Annotated in this window: 15 protein-coding genes and 1 tRNA gene; 4 read left to right on the top strand and 12 right to left on the bottom strand. The window is 67.1% G+C overall.

Annotated features, from left to right (window positions below; translation table 11 throughout):
* The 7 genes from ACFC0O_RS34580 to ACFC0O_RS34550 form a co-directional block, all read right to left on the bottom strand.
* A complete protein-coding gene (locus ACFC0O_RS34580; protein ID WP_375965531.1) occupies window positions 1–951 on the bottom strand; it encodes a proline dehydrogenase family protein in 951 nt (316 codons plus the stop codon).
* A complete protein-coding gene (gene pruA / locus ACFC0O_RS34575) occupies window positions 951–2,585 on the bottom strand; it encodes an L-glutamate gamma-semialdehyde dehydrogenase (protein WP_375965529.1) in 1,635 nt (544 codons plus the stop codon). Before pruA ends, ACFC0O_RS34580 begins: the two co-directional genes overlap by 1 nt.
* 60 nt (window positions 2,586–2,645) lie before the next feature.
* Window positions 2,646–4,295 (bottom strand): GMC oxidoreductase, encoded by a 1,650-nt coding sequence (locus ACFC0O_RS34570; protein ID WP_375965527.1) that lies wholly within the window; start codon window positions 4,293–4,295, stop codon window positions 2,646–2,648.
* Between the two features lie 165 nt (window positions 4,296–4,460).
* Window positions 4,461–4,534 (bottom strand) — tRNA-Asp (locus ACFC0O_RS34565).
* 70 nt (window positions 4,535–4,604) lie between these two features.
* Complete coding sequence (gene dapC / locus ACFC0O_RS34560; RefSeq protein WP_375966424.1) at window positions 4,605–5,693, bottom strand: succinyldiaminopimelate transaminase; 1,089 nt, start codon at window positions 5,691–5,693, stop codon at window positions 4,605–4,607.
* A gap of 21 nt (window positions 5,694–5,714) precedes the next feature.
* On the bottom strand, window positions 5,715–6,038 hold the full coding sequence (gene fdxA / locus ACFC0O_RS34555) for a ferredoxin (RefSeq protein WP_067572375.1): 324 nt from the start codon (window positions 6,036–6,038) through the stop codon (window positions 5,715–5,717).
* Between the two features lie 159 nt (window positions 6,039–6,197).
* A complete protein-coding gene (locus ACFC0O_RS34550) occupies window positions 6,198–8,804 on the bottom strand; it encodes a bifunctional FO biosynthesis protein CofGH (protein ID WP_375965525.1) in 2,607 nt (868 codons plus the stop codon).
* A gap of 243 nt (window positions 8,805–9,047) precedes the next feature.
* Between ACFC0O_RS34550 and ACFC0O_RS34545 the strand changes: the two genes are divergently transcribed.
* From ACFC0O_RS34545 to ACFC0O_RS34535, 3 genes are all read left to right on the top strand, one after another.
* A complete protein-coding gene (locus ACFC0O_RS34545) occupies window positions 9,048–10,541 on the top strand; it encodes a hypothetical protein (protein WP_375965522.1) in 1,494 nt (497 codons plus the stop codon).
* 60 nt (window positions 10,542–10,601) lie between these two features.
* Complete coding sequence (locus tag ACFC0O_RS34540; RefSeq protein WP_375965520.1) at window positions 10,602–11,138, top strand: PH domain-containing protein; 537 nt, start codon at window positions 10,602–10,604, stop codon at window positions 11,136–11,138.
* A 98-nt stretch (window positions 11,139–11,236) separates the two neighbouring features.
* Window positions 11,237–12,820 carry a PH domain-containing protein gene (locus tag ACFC0O_RS34535; RefSeq protein ID WP_375966421.1) on the top strand — a complete coding sequence of 528 codons (1,584 nt, stop codon included), beginning with the start codon at window positions 11,237–11,239 and terminating at the stop codon, window positions 12,818–12,820.
* A gap of 30 nt (window positions 12,821–12,850) precedes the next feature.
* Here the strand turns inward: ACFC0O_RS34535 and ACFC0O_RS34530 are convergent, their stop codons facing one another.
* Entirely contained in the window at window positions 12,851–13,318 is a 468-nt protein-coding gene (locus ACFC0O_RS34530) for a carboxymuconolactone decarboxylase family protein (protein WP_364640080.1), read from the bottom strand.
* Between the two features lie 197 nt (window positions 13,319–13,515).
* Here ACFC0O_RS34530 and ACFC0O_RS34525 point away from each other — a divergent pair, with 197 nt between their 5' ends.
* Complete coding sequence (locus ACFC0O_RS34525; protein WP_375965518.1) at window positions 13,516–15,471, top strand: GMC family oxidoreductase N-terminal domain-containing protein; 1,956 nt, start codon at window positions 13,516–13,518, stop codon at window positions 15,469–15,471.
* A 19-nt stretch (window positions 15,472–15,490) separates the two neighbouring features.
* Here ACFC0O_RS34525 and ACFC0O_RS34520 read toward each other — a convergent pair whose 3' ends face one another.
* The 4 genes from ACFC0O_RS34520 to ACFC0O_RS34505 form a co-directional block, all read right to left on the bottom strand.
* Window positions 15,491–15,865 (bottom strand): DUF742 domain-containing protein, encoded by a 375-nt coding sequence (locus tag ACFC0O_RS34520; protein WP_375965516.1) that lies wholly within the window; start codon window positions 15,863–15,865, stop codon window positions 15,491–15,493.
* Window positions 15,862–16,296 carry a roadblock/LC7 domain-containing protein gene (locus tag ACFC0O_RS34515; RefSeq protein WP_375965514.1) on the bottom strand — a complete coding sequence of 145 codons (435 nt, stop codon included), beginning with the start codon at window positions 16,294–16,296 and terminating at the stop codon, window positions 15,862–15,864. The genes ACFC0O_RS34520 and ACFC0O_RS34515 overlap by 4 nt, the downstream gene beginning before the upstream one ends.
* Window positions 16,293–18,812, bottom strand: a complete 2,520-nt coding sequence (locus ACFC0O_RS34510; protein ID WP_375965512.1) for a nitrate- and nitrite sensing domain-containing protein — start codon at window positions 18,810–18,812, stop codon at window positions 16,293–16,295. The genes ACFC0O_RS34515 and ACFC0O_RS34510 overlap by 4 nt, the downstream gene beginning before the upstream one ends.
* 170 nt (window positions 18,813–18,982) lie before the next feature.
* Entirely contained in the window at window positions 18,983–20,305 is a 1,323-nt protein-coding gene (locus tag ACFC0O_RS34505) for an FAD-binding oxidoreductase (protein ID WP_375965509.1), read from the bottom strand.
* Window positions 20,306–20,367: the final 62 nt, after the last annotated feature.

Here is a 20,367-nt window from a genome sequence, read left to right as displayed (position 1 = left end):
TCAGCGTCGTTCGGTGAGGGCGCGGAGGAAGAAGCCGAGGTTGGCGGGGCGTTCGGCGAGGCGGCGCATGAGGTAGCCGTACCACTGGGTGCCGTACGGGATGTACACGCGCAGGGCGTGGCCCTCGTCCACCAGGCGGCGCTGTTCGGTGTCGCGAATGCCGTAGAGCATCTGGAATTCGAAATCCCCCGGGCTGCGCCGATGTTCGGCCGACAGCCGCAGCGCCGCCTCGACCATGGCCGGATCGTGCGTGGCGATCATGGGATGCCAGGCGTCCCGCATGAGTACGTCGAGGCAGCGCAGATAGGAGGCGTCGACCTCACCGCGCTTCCGGTACGCCACGGTCTCGGGTTCCTGATATGCGCCCTTGCACAGGCGAACTCGCGTTCCCGAGGCCGCCGCGTCCCGGCAATTGTCCTCGGCGGTGCGCAGATAGGTCTGCATGGCCACCGCGAGCCAGGGGAATTCGGCGCGCGCCTGCTCGACCGCGGCGAGCGTATCGAACGTGGTGGTGTGATCCTCGGCGTCCACGGTCACCCACACCCGCGATTCCACGGCCTTGGCGCACAATTTGTGCAGGTTCTCGGCGGCGATGGCCGGACCGTCCGCGCCCAGCGATTGCCCGAGCGCGGAGAGCTTCACCGACACCTCCACCGGTGGAACCTCGGTATCGGGCGCGCGATCCAGTTCGGCGAGATCGTCGATGAGCGAGAAGTATTCGGTCACGGCGGCATTGGCCATGGCCGGATCGGTGGTGTACTCGCCGAGGAAGTCGACGCTGACCATGCGCCCGCTGTCCAGCAGCGCGCGCACCACGGGTGCGAGTTCGGCGCGGGTCTCCCCCGCCACGAAGCGCCGCACCACCGCGGCGGTGATCGGGGTGCGGGTCACCGCCTTCTTCAGTCGCGGTGAATCGGCCGCGGCCAGGATTGCCGGTCGGAGCGGGTTCATTACGCCTCCTCCATATGCGGGTAGCGGTAATCCGTTGGGGCGACGAAGGTTTCCTTCAGGGTGCGCGGCGCGACCCAGCGCAGCAGGTTGAGATAGGACCCGGCCTTATCGTCGGTGCCCGAGGCGCGCGCCCCGCCGAAGGGCTGCTGCCCGACCACCGCGCCCGTCGGCTTGTCATTGATGTAGAAGTTCCCGGCCGCGAATCGCAGTGCGGTGGTTGCCTGTTCGACGGCCTGGCGGTCGCGGGCGAAGATCGCGCCGGTGAGTCCGTAGGGCGAGGTGGCGTCGACGGTGGTGAGCATATCGGCGAAGGCGTCCGGGCGGCTGTCGTCGTAGACGTGCACGGACAGGATCGGCCCGAAGTACTCGGTGGCGAAGGATTCGTCACCGGGGTCATCGCTGAGCAGTACGGTCGGGCGAATGAAGAAGCCCTCGGAGTCGTCGCACCCGCCGCCGGTGATGCCCAGCCCCTTGTCCCGGGCGCGGGCGATGGCGGCGGCGTTCTTGTCGTAGGAGCGCCGATCGATCACGGCCCCACCGAAATTCGACAGATCCGCGACATCGCCGTAGGTGAGCTCGTCGACCTGTGCGAGGAACTCCTCCCCCATCTCCCGCCACACCGATTTCGCGATGTAGGCGCGCGAGGCCGCCGAGCACTTCTGCCCCTGATACTCGTACGCGCCGCGAATCATGGCGATGCGCAGCGCATCCGGATCGGCGGAGGAGTGCGCGACGATGAAATCCTTGCCGCCGGTCTCGCCCACGATGCGCGGATACCCGTGATACCGGCCGATATTCGCGCCGACCTGCTGCCACAGGTACTGGAAGGTTCCGGTCGAGCCGGTGAAGTGGATTCCGGCGAGCCGCGGATCGGCGAGCGCCACTTCGGACAATCGCACGCCATTGCCGGTGACCATATTGATCACCCCGGGCGGCATGCCTGCGGCTTCCAGCAGTTTCATCGTGTAGTACGCCGAAAGCGTCTGCGTCGGTGAGGGTTTCCACACCACGGTATTGCCCATCAGCGCCGGTGCGGTGGGCAGGTTCCCGGCGATGGCGGTGAAGTTGAAGGGCGTGACGGCGTATACGAACCCCTCCAGGGGCCGGTAGTCCAGCCGATTCCACACCCCCGCCGAGGATTGCGGCTGTTCGGCCAGAATCTGCCGGGCGAACGCCACATTGAAGCGCCAGAAGTCGACGAGTTCGCAGGGTGCGTCGATCTCGGCCTGCTGCACCGTTTTCGACTGCCCCAGCATGGTGGCGGCGGCGATGGTTTCCCGCCAGGGTCCGGCGAGCAGATCGGCCGCCCGCAGTAGCACGGCCGCGCGTTCCTCGAACGGCAGTGCCCGCCAGGCGGGTGCGGCGGCGTGCGCGGCGTCGACGGCCGCGCTCGCCTCCGCGTGGGTGGTATCGGTGAATGTGCCGAGCACCTGCCGATGCCGGTGCGGCATCACGATGTCGGCACGTTCACCGGTGCCGGGTTGGTGTTTGCCGCCCATCACCAGCGGCACATCGATAGATCCTGCGGAGATTTCGGCGAGCCTGCCCGTCAGCAGTGCGCGTTCACGAGAGCCGGGTGCGTAGGTGTGCACCGGTTCGTTCGCGGGAGCAGGGACAACCGTGACAGCGTCCATATCCCAGGCTAACGCGAACAAGACCACCGCCGTGGGCGAGACGCTCCGAAAATTCTCCGGTTAGCTCAGGTCGTTGGCGATGATGTTCTCGATATTGCGTTCCGCGAGAGCAGTAATCGTCACGAACGGGTTCACCGTCGTCATACCGGGGATGAGCGATCCGTCGATGACGTAGAGCCCCTTGTACGAGGTCAGGCGACCGTAGTTGTCGGTGCTCTGGTTGAGCACGCAACCGCCCAGCGGATGGTAGGTGAGGTCGTCGCCCCAGGTCTTGGTCGCCCCGAACAGGTCGGTGCGATAGATCGTGACCTCCTTCTTGTTGATCTTGTCGAAAATGCGTTTGGCCGCATCGATACTCGGCTGGTTCCAGGCGGTCTGCCAGTTCAGGTCCACCCCGCCGGTTCCGGAGTTGTAGGTGAACTTGCCGCGATTGGGGTTCTTGGTGATCGCGAGATACAGGCTCGCGAAGGTCTCCAGCCCCGCCGGGAACGGTGACACCTCGGCGAACGCCGGGCCACCGCTGTCGGCCCAGTTGTCGATGCCGAGGGTCGGAATACAGGATTGCAGGCTGCCGGTGGCGTCCCAGGCCTGATTCTGCCGGGCCACCATGACATTGCCGTTGGTGCCCCAGCCGGTGCCGACCGAATCGGGCAGGTTCGGCAGTTTGCCGGTGGCCTTCATGCTGACCAGCAGTTTGCTGGTGCCCACACTGCCGGCCGCGAAGAAGACCTTCTGCGCCACAACGGCTTTGGTGGCCACCGTATTGCCGCCGGTGTCGATCTGCTTCATCTCGACCTTGTAGCCGCCGTCGGTCGGCGATACCGCGGTGACGATGTGCATGGGCGTGATGCCGACCTTGCCGGTGCCGACGGCCGCGGCGAGATAGGTCTTGTCGAGGGACTTCTTGCCGTAGTTGTTGCCGTAGATGACCTCGCCGTCGAGCGCGGAGCGGGTGACGGTCTTGGCCTGCTCCTGCTTCATGTAGTTGAAGTCGTAGACGTTGGGCACGAAGGTCCACGAAAACCCGGACCGCTCAGCCTGTTTGCGGCCGACGCGGGCGAACTGATAGCAGTCCGCGCTGTCGAACCAGGACTGGTCGATATTGTTCACCCCGAGGCCGGTATTGGCGCGCGGGTAGTAGGTGCTGTACATCTCGCCCGCGTCCACCGAGGGCAGGATGCTCGCGAAGTTCTCCTGCTTGGGCGTCACCGCCATACCGCCGTTGACCAGCGAGCCGCCGCCGACGCCGCGGCCCTGGTACACGCGAATCCCGCTGAAGTGCTCGGAATCCAGTACGCCGGTGTACCTGTTGATGGACTTGTTGTAGGGCGCGCCCATGAAGTGGTTGACCGGTTGATCGGTCTCGGTCCGCAGCCAGAAGGACCGCCCGTCCGGCTTGAGCATGTTGCAGAAGATCTTGCCGTCGGAGCCCGGCTGCGACCACGACATGCCCATCTCCACGATGGCCACGTCGACCCCGGCCTGCGCCAGTCGCAGCGCCGCGACCGCGCCGCCGTATCCGGAGCCGATGACGAGCACCGGCACCTTGTCGCCGTCGGCGAGCTGCTTGGTCGGCAACGCTCGAGCGGGGACCTGTCGGGCCAGCACCGCCGCCCCGAAAATGACACCTGTTGCAGCTAGGAAACCGCGCCGGGTGACGTTACTCCCGTAGATACTCTTACCGGGGGTTTCATAAATGGATCCACGCACTGAAAGACTCCTCATCGAGACTCGATGAGAACCTGTTATAGAGATTGTGAAGTAGCTGTGTGTCAGTTTTCGGCAAATCAGGAAAAAGTCCGGCAACCAGAAGGCAAGGGGCCCAACGCAAAAAGGAAGGGCGTGAGCTGCTGCTCACGCCCTTCCTTGGAAGTGCGACCCTGACGGGACTCGAACCCGCGACCTCCGCCGTGACAGGGCGGCGCGCTAACCAACTGCGCCACAGGGCCTTAACTGCCGCTCGGCCCGCGGGCCTTGCAACGCGGTAGACGTTAGCACGACCCGGGGTCCGGGACTAAATCAGCTGGTCAGGCGATCAGCGGCGGCGGCGATGCGCTCATCCGTCGCGGTCAGCGCGATGCGCACATGCTGTGCGCCGCGCGGGCCGTAGAACTCGCCCGGAGCCGCCAGGATGCCGCGCTCGGCCAGCCAGTCCAGCGTGGTGCGGCACGGCTCGCCACGGGTCGACCACAGGTACAGCCCGGCCTCGGAATCGTCGATGCGGAACCCGGCCGCCGCCAACGCCTTTCGCAGCACCTCGCGACGGGCACGGTAGCGCTCGCGTTGCTCGGCCTCATGCGCGTCATCACCGAGGGCGGCGGTCATGGCCGCCTGGATCGGGAACGGCAGCATCATGCCGGAATGCTTGCGCACTTCCAGCAACTCCGCGACCAGGGTCGGATCACCGGTGACGAAACCGGCGCGGTAACTCGCCAGATTCGACGTCTTGGACAGCGAGTGAATGGCCAGCAAGCCGGTGTGATCACCGTCGCACACCTCGGGATCGAGCACCGAGATGGCCCGGCCCTCCCAGGGCAGGCCCAGGTAGCACTCGTCCGAGGCGATGATCGCGCCGCGCTCGCGGGCGAATTCGACCACCTTGCGCAGATGTTCGACGCCGAGCACCCTACCGGTCGGATTCGACGGCGAATTGAGGAAGATGAGCGCAGGCTTCTCCGGACCCAGCTGGGTCAGGCTGTCCGCGCGCAGGATTCGGGTACCCGCCAGCAACCCGCCGACCTCATAGGTCGGATAGGCCACCTCGGGTATCACCACGAGATCGTCCGCGCCCAGCCCGAGCGTGCGCGGCAATCCGGCGATCAGCTCCTTGGTGCCGATCACCGGCAGCACCGCGTCCGGCTCGATGCCGGTGATCCCGAATCGCCGTTTCAGCGCTGCCACAACGCTTTCGCGCAATTCGGGGGTGCCGTGCGTGGTCGGATAGCCCGGTACCGCCGCCACCGACGCGAGCGCCGCCTGGATCAGCGGGTCCACCGGATCGACCGGGGTGCCCACGGAAAGATCCACGAGCCCGCCCGGATGCGAAGCGGCTTTCGCCTTCACGGAAGTGATGGTGTCCCAAGGGAAATCGGGTAGTAGTGCACTCACCCGGCCACGCGCGGTCAAGACCTACTCCGCGGCCATCGGCGGTAGCGCGGCGATGAACGGCGGGTCGTAATCGACCTTGCCGACCTTGGTGGCGCCGCCGGGCGAACCGAGATCGTCGAAGAATTCGACGTTCGCGTTCACGTAGCCGCTCCACTGGTCCGGGGTGTCGTCCTCGTAGAAGATGGCCTCCACCGGACACACCGGTTCACATGCACCACAGTCCACGCACTCGTCCGGTTGGATGTACAGCATGCGGCCGCCCTCGTAGATGCAATCCACGGGGCATTCCTCGATGCACGCCTTGTCCTTCACGTCAACGCACGGTTCAGCGATGATGTACGGCACTGCCGCTCTCCTAGTCTGTCCTCACATGCGGGATAGTCCGCCCCGCGAAACAGTATCCCGGCGCGTTCACAATACTCCTGGTCAGGCAAGCCTAATTTGCCCTGGGCCGCGTTCGCGGACCGGGTCGGGGCCGCGAACGCCGATGGGAGCGGCTCCCACTCAGCCTAGTGCCAGCGGAGCCACCAGCGAACTGTGCTGTGGCACACCATAGGTGGTGGTGCGCTGCCGGACCGGACGGCCGATCCCGGTGGCGATCTCGGTCAGTTCCGCGACCGTTTTCGCCGATCCGTGCTCCGAACCCGCCATGCGGGAGATGGTCTCCTCCATGAGGGTGCCGCCGAGGTCGTTGGCGCCGCCGTTCAGCATCAGCTGGGTGCCCTTGATGCCGAGTTTGACCCAGCTGGTCTGGATGTTCTTGATGCGGCCGTGCAGCATGATGCGGGCCAGGGCGTGGGCGGCGCGGTTGTCGCGCACCGTCGGGCCCGGGCGGGAGGCGCCCGCCAGGTAGAGCGGGGCGCTCTGGTGCACGAACGGCAGCAGCACGAATTCGGTGAAACCGCCTGTCTCGTCCTGGATTCCGCTCAGTACGCGCAGATGGCCGACCCAGTGCTTGGGGTTGTCGACGTGGCCGTACATCATGGTCGAGCTGGAGCGGATGCCGAGTTTGTGCGCGGTGGTGATGACATCGATCCAGGCCGAGGTGGGCAGTTTGCCCTTGGTCAGGACCCAGCGCACCTCATCGTCCAGGATCTCCGCGGCGGTGCCCGGAATCGAGTCCAGCCCAGCCTCTTTCAGCGCCGCGAGCCAGTCGTGAATGCTCTGACCGCCACGGGAAGCCCCATTGACGATCTCCATCGGGCTGAAGGCGTGCACATGCATGCCCGGGACGCGTTCCTTGATGGCGCGCACCAGATCGGCGTAACCGGTGACCGGCAGCTCCGGATCGATACCGCCCTGCATGCAGATCTCGGTCGCGCCCTCGACATGCGCCTCCCAGGCGCGGTCGGCGACCTCGGACGCACTCAGCGTGAAGGCGTCCGCGTCACCCTTGCGCTGCGCGAACGCGCAGAAGCGGCAGCCGGTGTAGCAGATATTGGTGAAGTTGATATTCCGGTTGACGATGTAGGTGACGTCATCGCCGACCGTATCGCGGCGCAACTGATCCGCCAGCGCCGTAATCGCTTCCAGCGCAGGGCCGTCCGCGGTGGCCAGGGCCAGATACTGATCGTCGGAGAGCCCCGCCGGATCGCGCTCGGCGGCGTGCAGCGCGGCCAGCACCTCGGAATCGAAGCGCTCGGGTGCGGCGACCGCGAGCTCCTTCACCTGTTCGCGAATGGTCTCCCAGTCGCCGAACGCGCCCAGGCCGTCACTGGCGAGCGCGGAATCGCTGCGGGACTCGGTGTTCCGGCCCTCGGAGTCGATGGCGGTATTGAGGTCGATGCGGCCGACCGATTCCCAATCGTGGTCCGGTTCCTGCCAGGGCAGGCCGGTGGGGTTCACGGTGCGGGCCAGACCGGTCAGCGGATCGGAGAGCGCGTCGATATGCCGCGATACCCGCGGATCGATCCAGGGGTGGCCCGCCAGCACGTATTTCGGATGCGCGGTGAGCCGTTCGGTGAGCACGAATCCGGCGTCGGCGGTGACCTGCGCCAGCGTGTCCAGGTTCGGCCAGGGCCGTTCCGGATTCACATGATCGGGGGTGAGCGGGGAGACGCCGCCCCAATCGTCGATGCCCGCGTCGAGGAGCGCGCGGCATTCCTCGAGCGATACCAGATTGGGCGGGGCCTGAATCCGCATCTTCGGGCCGAGCAGCAGGCGCGCCACCGCGATCGTGGCGCGGAACTCCTCCAGATCGGCGTCGGGGGTATTGCGCATGGCGGTGTCGTGCTTGGCCAGGAAGTTCTGCACGATCACCTCCTGCACGTGCCCGAAAGCCTTGTGCGACTTGCGGATCGCCAGAATGGATTCGGCGCGCTCGGTGAGGTTCTCACCGATGCCGACCAGAATGCCGGTGGTGAACGGTATAGACAGTCGTCCCGCGTCGGTCAGCGTGCGCAACCGCACCGCCGGATCCTTGTCCGGGCTGCCGTAGTGCGCCTGACCCGGTTCGGTGAACAGCCGGGTGGAGGTGGTCTCCAGCATCATGCCCATGGACGGGGCCACCGGCTTGAGCCGGGACATCTCGGCCCAGCTCATCACACCCGGATTCAGGTGCGGCAGCAGGCCGGTCTCCTCCAATACCCGGATCGACATGGCGCGCACGTAATCCAGGGTGGAGTCGTAGCCGCGCTCGTCCAGCCACTGGCGGGCCTCGGGCCAGCGCTCTTCGGGGCGGTCGCCGAGCGTGAAAAGGGCTTCCTTACAACCGAGTTCAGCACCCTTGCGGGCGATGTCCAGAATCTCGTCGGGTTCGAGGTACATACCCTTCCCCGCGGCGCGCAATTTGCCGGGCACGGTGACGAAGGTGCAGTAGTGGCATTTGTCGCGGCACAGGTGCGTGATCGGGATGAACACCTTGCGCGAATAGGTGATGGGCAATGTGTCCCCGGCATAACCGGTTTCGCGCAGGCCGGCATCGCGCACGCGCGCGGCGGATTTGGCGAGATCCTCCAGGTCACCGCCCCGCGCCTGGAGCAGCACCACCGCCTCGTCGAGGTTGAGCGTCGCGCCGTCGCGCGCCCGCCGCAACGCCCGGCGCATGCCCGAGGGGCTGGGCGGAACCGGGGGAAGATTCGGGTTCGGTAGATCCGTCACGTCTTCGATCATGCGCCATCCATCCGACTGGTCCGACTCGGGTGCCATAAGAACGGGCAACCGGGCGCAGCGGCAGGCTATTCCATCGCCGACGCGCGAATATTCTCGCGCATGGGAGCGGCGATCGCGCGATGTGACGTGCCCGATGGGACAAAACCTTGCGGGGGCCGGATGGCGTGCCTAAGGTGATCCGCCACGATTACTCGTATCGCCTGATTCGAATATTCGCATTCACCTTGCTGAGATGGGGAACCCGTGTTCGAGAGATTCAGCCGCGCCACCCTCCTGGGAGCGGCGGGCGCGACGCTCATGCTGACCGTCGCGACCAGCCCGGCCTCCGCCGCCTACAACCTGCCGCCCGCGAATCCGTATCTCGGACCGGTGGGCACCGCGACCATGCACGGCGATGCCGAATCCTCCGACGCCACCCCGCTCCCCGGACCCGGCACCGGGAATGTCCGCGCCGACTTCCACGAGGAGGCCGCCGCCTGCCCGACCATCCTGCAGGGAGCCGACGGCTTCCCGCAGGCCCTGTGCACCAAGATCACCGACCGCGCCCCCGAAGTACTGCTGCTCGACCCCACCAACGGAAACACCCTCGCCACACTGAATCTCACCAAGGGCAGCCTGCTCGGCGGCGTCTACGCCTACCTCGACGAACAGGACCGCATGGTCACCGTCGACGGCAGCGGTGAACTGCTGCGCATCGGACACGAACGCGACGGCAACGGCTGGAAACTGTCCATCACCTCGAGAACACCCATCGCACAGGCGGTTACCGCGCACTGCGGCGGCGGGGACTGCGATCACGTCGCCGCGGTCATGCCCGACTTCGACGGCCGGGTCTGGTTCGCCACCGATAACGGGGCCGCCGGATTCGCCGATCCCGCCACCGGAACCGCCAAGGCCGTGGAACTCGCACCCGGGGAAATGGTCGCCAACAGCATTTCCAGCGCACCGCAGGGCGTCACCGTCGCCACCGATCACGCGCTGTACCTGCTGCGCGCGGACTCCTCGGGCACTCCCTATGTGGTGTGGCGGCGCGCCTACGATCGCGGACCCGCGCGCAAACCCGGACAGTTGAGCTGGGGCACCGGCGCGACCCCCACCTTCTTCGGCGCGGGCAGCGGCACCGAATACATCGCCATCACCGACAATGCCGCGACCAAGGAGAATCTGCTCGTCTTCGATACGGCCACCGGTAATACGGTGTGCTCGGTGCCCGCCATCGACGGCACCGAGAACTCCCCCATCGGCGCGGGCAACAGCCTGTTCGTGGCCAGCACCTACGGCTACCCCTATCCGCAGCTGCCCGCCAACGCCGGACCCAGCCAGCCCGCGAGCGCACCGTTCACCGGCGGGATGACCCGCATCGACGTCACCGGCTCCGGCTGCACCGTGGTGTGGACCAATACCGTTCCGTCGGCGGCGGTTCCGCGCCTGTCGGTCGCCGACGGCAAGATCTACACCATCGCCCGGCACTCCCTGCTCGGCTCGGGCAGCGGCGGTTCGGGCAGTTCGTCCGGCAGCCTGGGCTCGGGCAGCGCGGGCCTGCCCAGCGGCAGCGGCGGCGTCACCGACAACTACAAATACACCGTCATCGACGCCGCCACCGGCCATGTCGACACCGCACAGACCATCGGCGCCACCACCATTCACGACACCCTGCAAATGGTCGGCACCATCGCCCCCGGCCGCGTGCAATACCAGGGCACCCTGAGCGGACTCTTCCGCATCACCCCGAACTAACCCCGGGATGACGGAGGGTCCCGCCGAGATGGCCGGAGATCGGGCGCAATTCGTGCAAGCATGGCAGGCATGTCCGAGCGTCCCGCCTCCGGCGACCTCCAGCCCGCCCCCGGCGGGATCATGGTGGATCCCGCCTGGCATCCGAGTCCGCGCGCGAAATTGCTGTGGGCGATCGGCGCCGCACTGTCGTGGGCGTTCCCCTTCCTGGCCCTGATCATCTGGATGATCGTGGATCCGCACCGGCGCACCTGGCAGCTGTGGATACTCGTAATCGCCGTGCTGGCAGCGGTATTCAGCATCGGCGTGGTACCGATGTGGCGGTACGCGGTGCACCGGTGGGAGATCACCGCCGAGGCCGTCTACACCCGGACGGGCTGGTTCACCCAGGAGAGCCGGGTCGCGCCGATCAGCCGCATCCAGACCGTCGACACCTATCGCGGACCGCTGGAACGACTGCTCGGCTTGGCCACGGTGACCGTGACCACCGCATCCTCGGCCGGGGCCGTGCACATCAGCGCACTCGCCCTCGACGATGCCCGGCGCACCGTCACGCAGTTGACCGAAATCGCCGCCCGGCATCGCGGAGACGCCACGTGACCGACCCGTTCAACCCCGATCCCGCAGCGCCACAATCGATTCCCGCACCGCCCGCTCCCCCGCCGCCGAGCGCCTCCTGGCAGCGGCTGGATCGGCGCATGCTGCTGGTGCATCCGATCACCGAGCTGATCCGCTTCATCCCGGTGCTGCTGGCCACCCTCATCGCGGGGGCGCGCAGTGACAGCCCGATGTGGAGCCTCGGGGTGGTGGGCATCATCGTGGTGCTGGCCATCACGCGCTGGTTCACCACCACCTATCGGATCACGCCGGACAATGTCGAACTGCGCACCGGATTGATTCAGCGCAAGCGACTCTCGGTGCCGCGCAATCGAGTTCGCTCGGTGGACGTGGAAGCCGATCTGCTGCACCGGGCGCTCGGGCTGGCGGTGCTGTCCATCGGCACCGGACAGCAGGCCGAGCGCGGGGACCGGTTCAAACTCGATTCGCTCGACGCCGGGCTGGTGCCCGCACTGCGCACGACACTGCTCGAACACACCCGCGAGCAGGGGCACGGTGGCACCGAATCCGCCGAGCCGCAGCGGGATACGGACGCGACCAGCGGCGTGATGCTGAACAAGCCGGTCGTCGACCTGCCCGCACCGCCCGCGCACGCACCGGTGGAAATCACGCACTGGCAGGCGAATTGGGTGCGCTACGCACCGCTGTCGCTGACCGGGTTCGCCATCATCGCGCCGATCGTGGGTCTGCTCTTCCAATACGGCTTCGCCCGCATCATCTTCGACTCCAGCGCCGTACAGGGCGTGGAAGACGGTGGCGCACAGGCCATCGCGCTGGCGGTGACCGCGCTGTTCCTGTTCCTGGTGGCATTCGTCAGCCTGGCGGCCTGCGCCCGCTACTTGACCACCTACTACGGACTGAAGGTCATCGACGACGGCAGCACACTGCATATCCGGCACGGATTGTTCACCACCCGCCAGACCACCCTGGATCTGGCCCGGCTGCGCGGTGCGACCGTGAACGAACCGCTGCTGCTGCGCATGGCGGGCGCGGCCGAACTCGAAACCATCATGACGGGCACCAAGTCCCGGCAGAAAATCGTTCCCCAGGCTCCCCGCGCGGCCGTGGATCACACCCTGGCGCATCTGCTCGACAGCACGGCCGTTCTCGACGCTGTCGCGCCCGGCGCGGGTGCGGTCGCCGGGGCGAACGGTGCGGTCCGGGGCGAAGCCGAACTCCCGATTCCGCCCATCGTCACCGCGGAGTTGCGCTCGCACGGCCCGGCCGCCACCCGCCGCCGCTACACCCGGGCCCTGAGCCTGCCCGGTGTGGCCGCGGTCGTCCTGATCGCGATATCCCTTGCGGGCGGGTCGATTCCGGCGTGGATCTGGGCGCTTCTGGTGCTGGCGGCCGCCGTTGCCACCGCACTGGCGTGGGATCGCGCACGGGGTCTGGGCCATACGGTGATTCCCGCGACCGGCGACAATCCCACCTGGCTCATCACGCGCAGCGGCTCGCTCGATCGCGATCGGGATTGTCTGGAGGGCCCCGGCATCATCGGCTGGACGGTGCGGCAATCCTGGTTCCAGCGCCGGGTCGGCCTGGCCACCATCACCGCCGCCACCGCGGCGGGCAAGAAGCGCTATCACGTCATAGACATTCCGCTGGACCAGGTGTGGCCGCTGATCGAGGCCGTCACCCCGGGTCAGCTCGGAACCCGCTGAGCCGCACCGCGACTCAGCGGACCGAGCGGGTCACCACTGGCCGGGCTGGTACTCGCCGCCGGTCATGCCCGCGATGACGTTCAGGCGGTTCCAGGCATTGATGGTGGCGATCAGCGAGATCAGCGCGCCGATCTGGTCATCGTCGTAGTTCTTGCGGACCTGCGCCCAGGTGTCCTCGCTGATGCCCTGATGGGCGTCGGCCAGGCGGGTGCCCTCCTCGGTCAGCGCCAGCGCGGCGCGCTCGGCCTCGTCGAAGACGGTGGATTCGCGCCAAGCGGCGACCATGGCCAGGCGGACCGGGGTCTCACCCGCGTGCGCCGCGTCCTTGGTGTGCATATCCAGGCACATGCCACAGCTGTTGATCTGCGAGGCGCGGATCTTGACCAGTTCCTGGGTGGCCTTGGGCAGGGTGGACTCGTCGACGACGCGGGCCGCGGTCACCAGGCGCTTGTTGAACTTGGCGGCGACTTCATTCTGGTACAGGGCGAAGCGGGTCATTGTGCTGCTCTTTCCACTGGGTTCTTGTTGACTACACAGAGATGACGACGCGGCCCGCACGGGTGTGACATCGATTCCGGATGTAATTTTTCATTCACCTCGAGAACCGTAGATTTCCGCAGATCGAGACGCTGAAAAGTGAGCCGACATTCGCCCGATATGGTAGAAAACACCCAGGTTTTACGAGGGGAGTTGTCATGGAACCAACGGCCGCACAGCGGGCCGCGCTGGGCCAGATCTGCGATACGTTCCTGCCCGGCGACGGGCTCACCCTGCCCGCCGCGACGGAGCTGGGAACGGTCGACACCATCTTCCGGATTCTGGGCCGCAATCCGCGCGAGGCGGAGCAGAAGCAACTGGCGACGCTGCTCGGGCTGTGGGATTCCCGGCTCACCGGACTGCTCACCGGCAATGGGCCGCGCAAGTTCTCCACACTGTCGCAGGAGCAGCGCGAGAAGGCGCTGCTGAAGCTCGGCGATTCCGGACTGGCACCGGTGCGGGCCATCTTCCAGGCACTCAAGCAGGCCTCGCTGCTGGCCTACAATGTGACCCCGGGACCGACCGGCACGAACCCGCTGTGGAAGGAGATCGGCTATCCGGCTCCGGCGGGACCGTTGCAGAACGCTCCGAAACCGGCGTTGCAGCCGCAGCGGTTCACCGAATCCACCACGCTCACCTGCGATGTCGTGATCATCGGCTCCGGTGCGGGCGGTGGCGCGGCGGCCGCGGTCCTCGCCGAGGCCGGACTCGATGTGGTGGTGCTGGAACGCGGAAACTATTACGACGACCGGGATTTCGGCGCGGGCGAACTGGAGGCGCTGACCAGCCTGTACGCGCCCGGCCCCGCCGGATCGGCCGAAGGCCAGATCACCCTGGTCGCCGGAACCTGCCTGGGCGGCGGCACCGTCGTCAACTGGAGCACCTCGCTGCCCACCCCCGATACCGTGCGGCAGGAGTGGGCCGAACTCGGCGCACCGCAATTCGCCGAGGCCGAATACGGTGACGCGCTCGCGGCGGTGTCCGGCCGCATCGGCGTCACGACGGCCAAATCGCAACTGTCACTGCGGGACAGCGTTCTCGAACGCGGCGCACAGGCGCTCGGCTGGGATATCGATGCCCTGCCGCGCAATGTCTCCGACGCCTGCGATGCCGGAATCGAATGCGGCCGTTGCGGTTACGGCTGCCGCGTGGGCGCGAAGCAGTCGGTCACCAAGACCTGGCTCGCCGACGCGGCCGGGCACGGCGCTCGCCTGGTGGTCGATGCGGATGTACGACGCATCGAGGTGAAAAACGGTCGGGCCGAGGCGGTTTCGGCGATCACCTCGAATGGTGCGGAGATAAAGGTGTCGGCGAGGGCCGTGGTCGTGGCGGCCGGGGCCATCCAGACCCCCGCACTGCTGCAGCGGTCCGGATTGAAGAACAAGAACATCGGCCGCCATCTGCGCCTGCATCCCGCCGCGGCGGTCTTCGGCGTCTTCGATGACGAGATCCGCGGCTGGGAGGGCGGTTTGCAGACTCGTATCAGCCGCCACCACGCCGATCTGGACGGTAAGGGTTACGGCGTCATCTACGAGACCGGACCCCTGCACCCGGGTCTGGCCACCGGATTCATGAACTGGCGCGGGGCCGCCGAGCACCGCGCCACCATGCTGGACTTCGCCCGCTCGAACGCCGTCGGCGTCATTACCCGCGACCGTGATTCGGGCACCGTGGAAATCGACAAGACCGGCGAGGCGATCGTCAAATACAAGCTCTCGGATTACGACGCCGGACATCTGCACACCGGAATCGCCGGTGCCGCACAGATTCTGGAGGCCGCCGGGGCACGCCGCATCTTCTCCGGGCATCAGGCCGGGGTGTCCTACGAACCCGGCGTGCGCGGCTCGCACGCCGAATTCGAGGCGGCCTGCGAGCGCGCGGGCTACGGTCCCGGACAGTGCGCGCTGGGCGCGCTGCACATCATGGGTTCGGCGCGCATGGGCGGCTCCCCCGAGCTCTCGGCCACCAATCCGGACGGGGCCACCTGGGATGTGGCCAATATCGTCGTCGCGGACGGTTCCAGTTTCCCCACCGCGCCGGGCGTCAACCCGATGGTCTCCATCGAGGCCATCGCCTATATGAACGCCAAACGCCTTGCCGCACAACTGACTTAGCTCACATCGACGGGTCAGCTCAGAGCGACCGGATGCCCTCCAGTACCGCGGTCAGCAGCCCCATATCGGCGGTGCTGCCCGTGGGGGGCGGCGGCGTGCGATACACCAGCCTGCCCTCATCGATCAGATCCCCGATCAGCACCTTGACCACCGCGAGCGGCAGATGCAGATGCGCCGCCACCTCGGCCACCGAGATCGGGGTGCGGCACATCCGCACGATGGCCGCGTACTCCGGTTCGGTGCGCCGCACGGACGCACCGCGCTGCACATCGACCAGCTGCGTCGTCATGGACAGCTCCGGCCGCTCGATGCCGCCGCGGCCGCCGGTCACCGCGAAGAGGCGGACCAGCGGACCGGAATCCTCCTCGTACCAGTGTTCGCGCGGCTCGTTCATGGCCGTTGCGCGCCGCCCGCGGGATCGGCGTGTGGTGGACGGCGAACCGGATCGACCGACAGATGGGTGCCGACGCGCTGCACGGTCTGATTCATCTCATAGGCCACCAGACCCATATCGGCGGTCTCGGAGGCCAGCAGGGCCAGGCAGGCGTTCTCCCCGGCCGCGGTGATGAACAGCACCGCCTCATCGAGTTCGACCACCGTCTGGCAGACCCCGCCCGCCCTGAAGTGGTGCCCGGCCGACCGCGCCAGACTGTGCAGCGCCGAGGCCATCGCGCCGAAACGCTCCGCCTCCGAATGCTGTTGCCCCTTCGAATAACCGAGCAGCAGGCCGTCGGTGGAGAGCAGCACCGCCACCCGCGCGTCGGTCAGCCCGCTGACCATTTCGTCGAGCAGCCAGCCCAGATCGATTCGCTGGAAGGTGGTCATTGTGGTCCTCTCTCGGATTCCGGAGGGTGCTTGCGGCCCTGGCGGGTGCCTTTGGAGATCGCGCTCATGAGATTGCGGGCCTCATCGGCCGTGCGCTGCCGCGGCGGTGCGGACACCACCGGTTCGGCGGCCGTATCCGCACCGGTCCGGCGACTGCGACGAGGCAGATCCGGGCGAGCGGAATCGGACCGCGGGAGATCGGTATAGGTTCCCGGGCGATCCGCGTTCGCGTCCGGGTGTTCGGTGAAGACGGCGGTGAGCGCGTTCGGCCCCGGTTCCCGGGCGGGCAGGCTGGGCCGTGGGAATTCCGGATTCCGTTCGGCGCGAACGGCATTCGACCACACCGGGGCCAATGATTCGAAGGAATCCGGACCACCGGCGGGCGGCGCGGCGGGCGGCGGCGAAGGCACGGCGAACCGGGAGGTCTGCGCGGCGGGCAGACCGCGATGCGGAAACGGCTGCTCATGCCGCGGTGGCCCGGAAGTCTCCAGCACCGCCGACGGAATCAGCACCACGGCGCGCACGCCGCCGTACTCGGATTCCAGCAGCTTCACCGAAACAGCATGCCGGGCAGCCAATTTCGCGACCACGAACAGGCCCAGCCGGGTATTGCCGGACAGTGTCGCCACACTGAAGTCGGGCGGATTCGCCAGCAGCGCATTGCGTTCGGCCAACTGCGCCTCGGTCATGCCGAGACCGTGATCGATGACCTCGACCGCGACGCCCCGGCCCACCACCACCGCCGACACCGTGACATCGGATTCCGGCGGTGAACAGGCCGTGGCATTGTCGGTCAGCTCGGCCAGCAGGTGGATGATATCGGCCACCGCGCGACTGGCCACCCACACCTCGGGCAGGCGGCCGGTCCGAATCCTGGTGTAGTCCAGGCTTTCCGCCACCGCACCGCGCACCAGATCGATGAGCGCCACCGGGTTACGCCAGCGCCGCCCCGGCTGCTCACCACCGAGAATGATCAGATTCTCGGCATTGCGCCGGGCGCGGGTGGCGAGATGATCGAGCTGGAACAGCAATTCGAGCTGATCGGAGTTCTTCTCCTCGCGCTCGGCGCGATCGAGCAGGCCGAGCTGCCGGTGCACCACCACCTGACTGCGATGCGCGATATTCAGGAAGACCGCGTTGATACCGGCGCGGGTGCGCGCCTCGGCGATCGCCGCCGATACCGCCGCCACGTGGGCGCGGTTGAAGGCATCGGCCACCTGACCCAGCTCATCGGTGCCGAAGTCCAGGCGCGACACCTCGGCCGAGACATCGACATCCTCGCCGGCGCCCAGCCGCTGAATCAGGCCAGGCATCCGCTGATCGGCCAATTCCAGTGTGTCACTGCGCAATCGCTTCATTCGGCCGATGAAGCGATTGGCCAGCACGAACGCCGCGCCGAAGGCCAGCAGCGCGATCAGCCCGACCACCGCGCCGCCGATGAGCGAATCGCGAGTGGTCGCGGCGCCCTGTCTGCTCGCGATCACATGCTGATCGCGACTCTGATTCTCCCAGAGCTTCTGCAGAGCCATATTGACCTGGGCGGAAGCTCGCTGCCAGTCGTCCAGGCTCACCGGCAACGCGGCGGTCGCCTTGGCGGTGTCGCGCGGCTTCCCGGTCGCGGTCTTCCCGGTCTCGGTCGCATTCCCGGTCGCCGTCGCATCGGTGTCACCGACCGGACCGCGCAGTAGCAGCGCATCCTGCATGGCGGTGACCTGCTGCCATGCCGAGCCATCGGTGATCGCGTTCAATTCGGCGAGCCGTTTGCCCTTGAGCACCGTGCCCGCGTACGCCACCTGGGCGCGGAATTCGCCCGCGCGGCGGCTGAATTCGAGCAGTTGCGCACCGGAGAAGATGCCGGTGGTCACCGCCACCGCGCCGATGGTGTCGGCCTGCGACAGCGCTTCGGCGGCACGCAGCGGCTCGACACCGTGCCCGAGTTCGACACCGAGTTTGGCGTTCGGCGCGACCCGGGCCGCCAGCATCGACGCCGAGATAATGGTGCGGATCACCTCGGTGAAGAATCCGAAAACCTGCTCGGGGGTGGCCTGCAGCGAATCCACGCCGTTGCGCAGCGTGGGCACCATGCCGAAAAGCTTGTTGTAGCCGTCGATATCGGCCGCCGCGCCATCGGGATTGAGTTTGCGCGCGGCGTCGCCCTTCGTCTTGACCACGGCCAGCGCCTGATCCGAACGCGTACGCGCGGGCGTCAATTGGGCGATCGCGTCGGCGTCACCGGCCAGCCGCAGCATCGACAGCCGCCGCTCCTCCTGGAAGGAGGAGACCATCAGGATCGCGGGGGTCGTGGTGTCGCCGCTGAGCTGGGCCCAGTCCTCGTCATCCTGCGCGGATTTGACCAGGTAACTGGCCGCGCCCGCACCGATGGCCAGCAGCGTGATGCTGGAGATGAGCACGATCGCGAGCAGCCGGACCCGGATGCTCACCCAGCCCTGAACCCCGCGCTCTATCGAATCGGTCTGCCTGCCAATCGATTTGCGCAGGTTCTGCCAGCTGCCCACCGAAAATCTTCCCGCTCCCGAACGCTGCCGCGCCCCCGATCATGCCGAGCCGCCCAAAATGAGCTGTTCGTCACGCTTTCTCTCGATCGAGAGAGTAACGGAAAGTTCCCGAATCGACTACAGATGCAATTCATTTCGAATGCTAAGGATTTTGCGATTATGCGTTCTCATCAACCCAGCACACCGAAATTGGCTCGAATCACATTGTCCGCGTCCCGATCCCGCTTGAGCACCCGCAACCGCTCCAGCGTGCGCGCGTCGAAGGCCGCCGCCACGGATTCGCCGGGCGCCAGGAAGGTGTACGGCTTCGCACCGCTGATATGCGCACCCAATGCCTCGACCAGCGCATTCTGCTTGGCGGAGACCGCATCTCGCAGCTGCGGCAAACCCAGGCCGAGCAGATACACCACGTACTGCTCGGGCAGCGGACCGCGCGCACCCGCACCCGGCAACCCCAGCGCACCACCCAGATGCCGGACCTGAATATTCAACAGCGGCGCGACCGATTCGCCCAGCAGCACTTTCACGGTCGCGTCATCGAGATCGGTGAGCAATTCCGCCCGCGACACCGACGGGCTCGGCGCGGTCGGCTCGGCGGTGATATCGCCGAGATTCGCCACCGACAGCACCGCGCGGGTATCGGCCACCGCACCGCCGAGCGCATCGATCGCCGCGACCAGTGCGCGCCCCCGCTCCGGATCACCGAGGTAGGCGATATCGATGGCCACCATCTCCGGCGCCTGCGGGAACTGGAACCGCTGGAACCAGACGGACAACTCGTCCGGCGCGTGAGAGGTCAACTGCCGGAAGAGATCCCACACCTCGTACAACCGCGCACCGGGCCAGGTCACCCGGCCGCCGTACACCCGCGGCACCGGGAACAACTCGAACTCGAGCGCCGTCACCACACCGAAATCACCGCCGCCACCGCACAGCGCCCAGAGCAACTCCGGATCATTGTCCGCGGTCACCCGCACCTGCTCACCCTCGGCATTCACGATCTCGAAGGCGCGCACCGCATTCGAGGCCCAGCCGTATTTGCGGCCGAACCAGCCGACGCCGCCGCCGAGCGTGTAGCCGGTGACGCCGACCACCGGATTACTGCCGGAGAGCCCGGCCAGTCCGTGCGCGGCGGCGGCCGTCTGCACCTGTCCCCAGTTCGCGCCCGCGCCCACGCGCGCCATTCGCGCCTCGGGGTCGATCGACACCGAGTTCAACAGCCCGGTGCGCAACAGGATCGCGTCCTCGATGGCATCGGTCGCACCGTGCCCGGTCGGCTGGGTGATCACGAACCGCCCGGCGGCCCGGGCGAACCGCACCACGGCGGCGACGTCCTGCGCGTCGGCGGCCTCGACGACGACGGCCGGACGCTGTGTCACCGCGGTATTCCACGGCGCGGCCGCCTGCTCGAAATCGGCGTCACCGGGGGTGAGCACCCGGCCGCGAATCGTGCCGCGGAGTTCTTCGAAAGTCTCGAAAGCCTCGAAAGCCATTGCGCGCTCCTCATTTTCTCGATGGTCACCAAGAAGACGAGACGGCCGGGCAAAGTGTGACC

Source organism: Nocardia sp. NPDC056100 (genome assembly GCF_042266325.1).
GTDB lineage: Bacteria > Actinomycetota > Actinomycetes > Mycobacteriales > Mycobacteriaceae > Nocardia.
The sequence above is the reverse complement of the archived record's forward strand: the minus strand, read 5'-3'. Positions and strand labels throughout refer to the sequence as shown.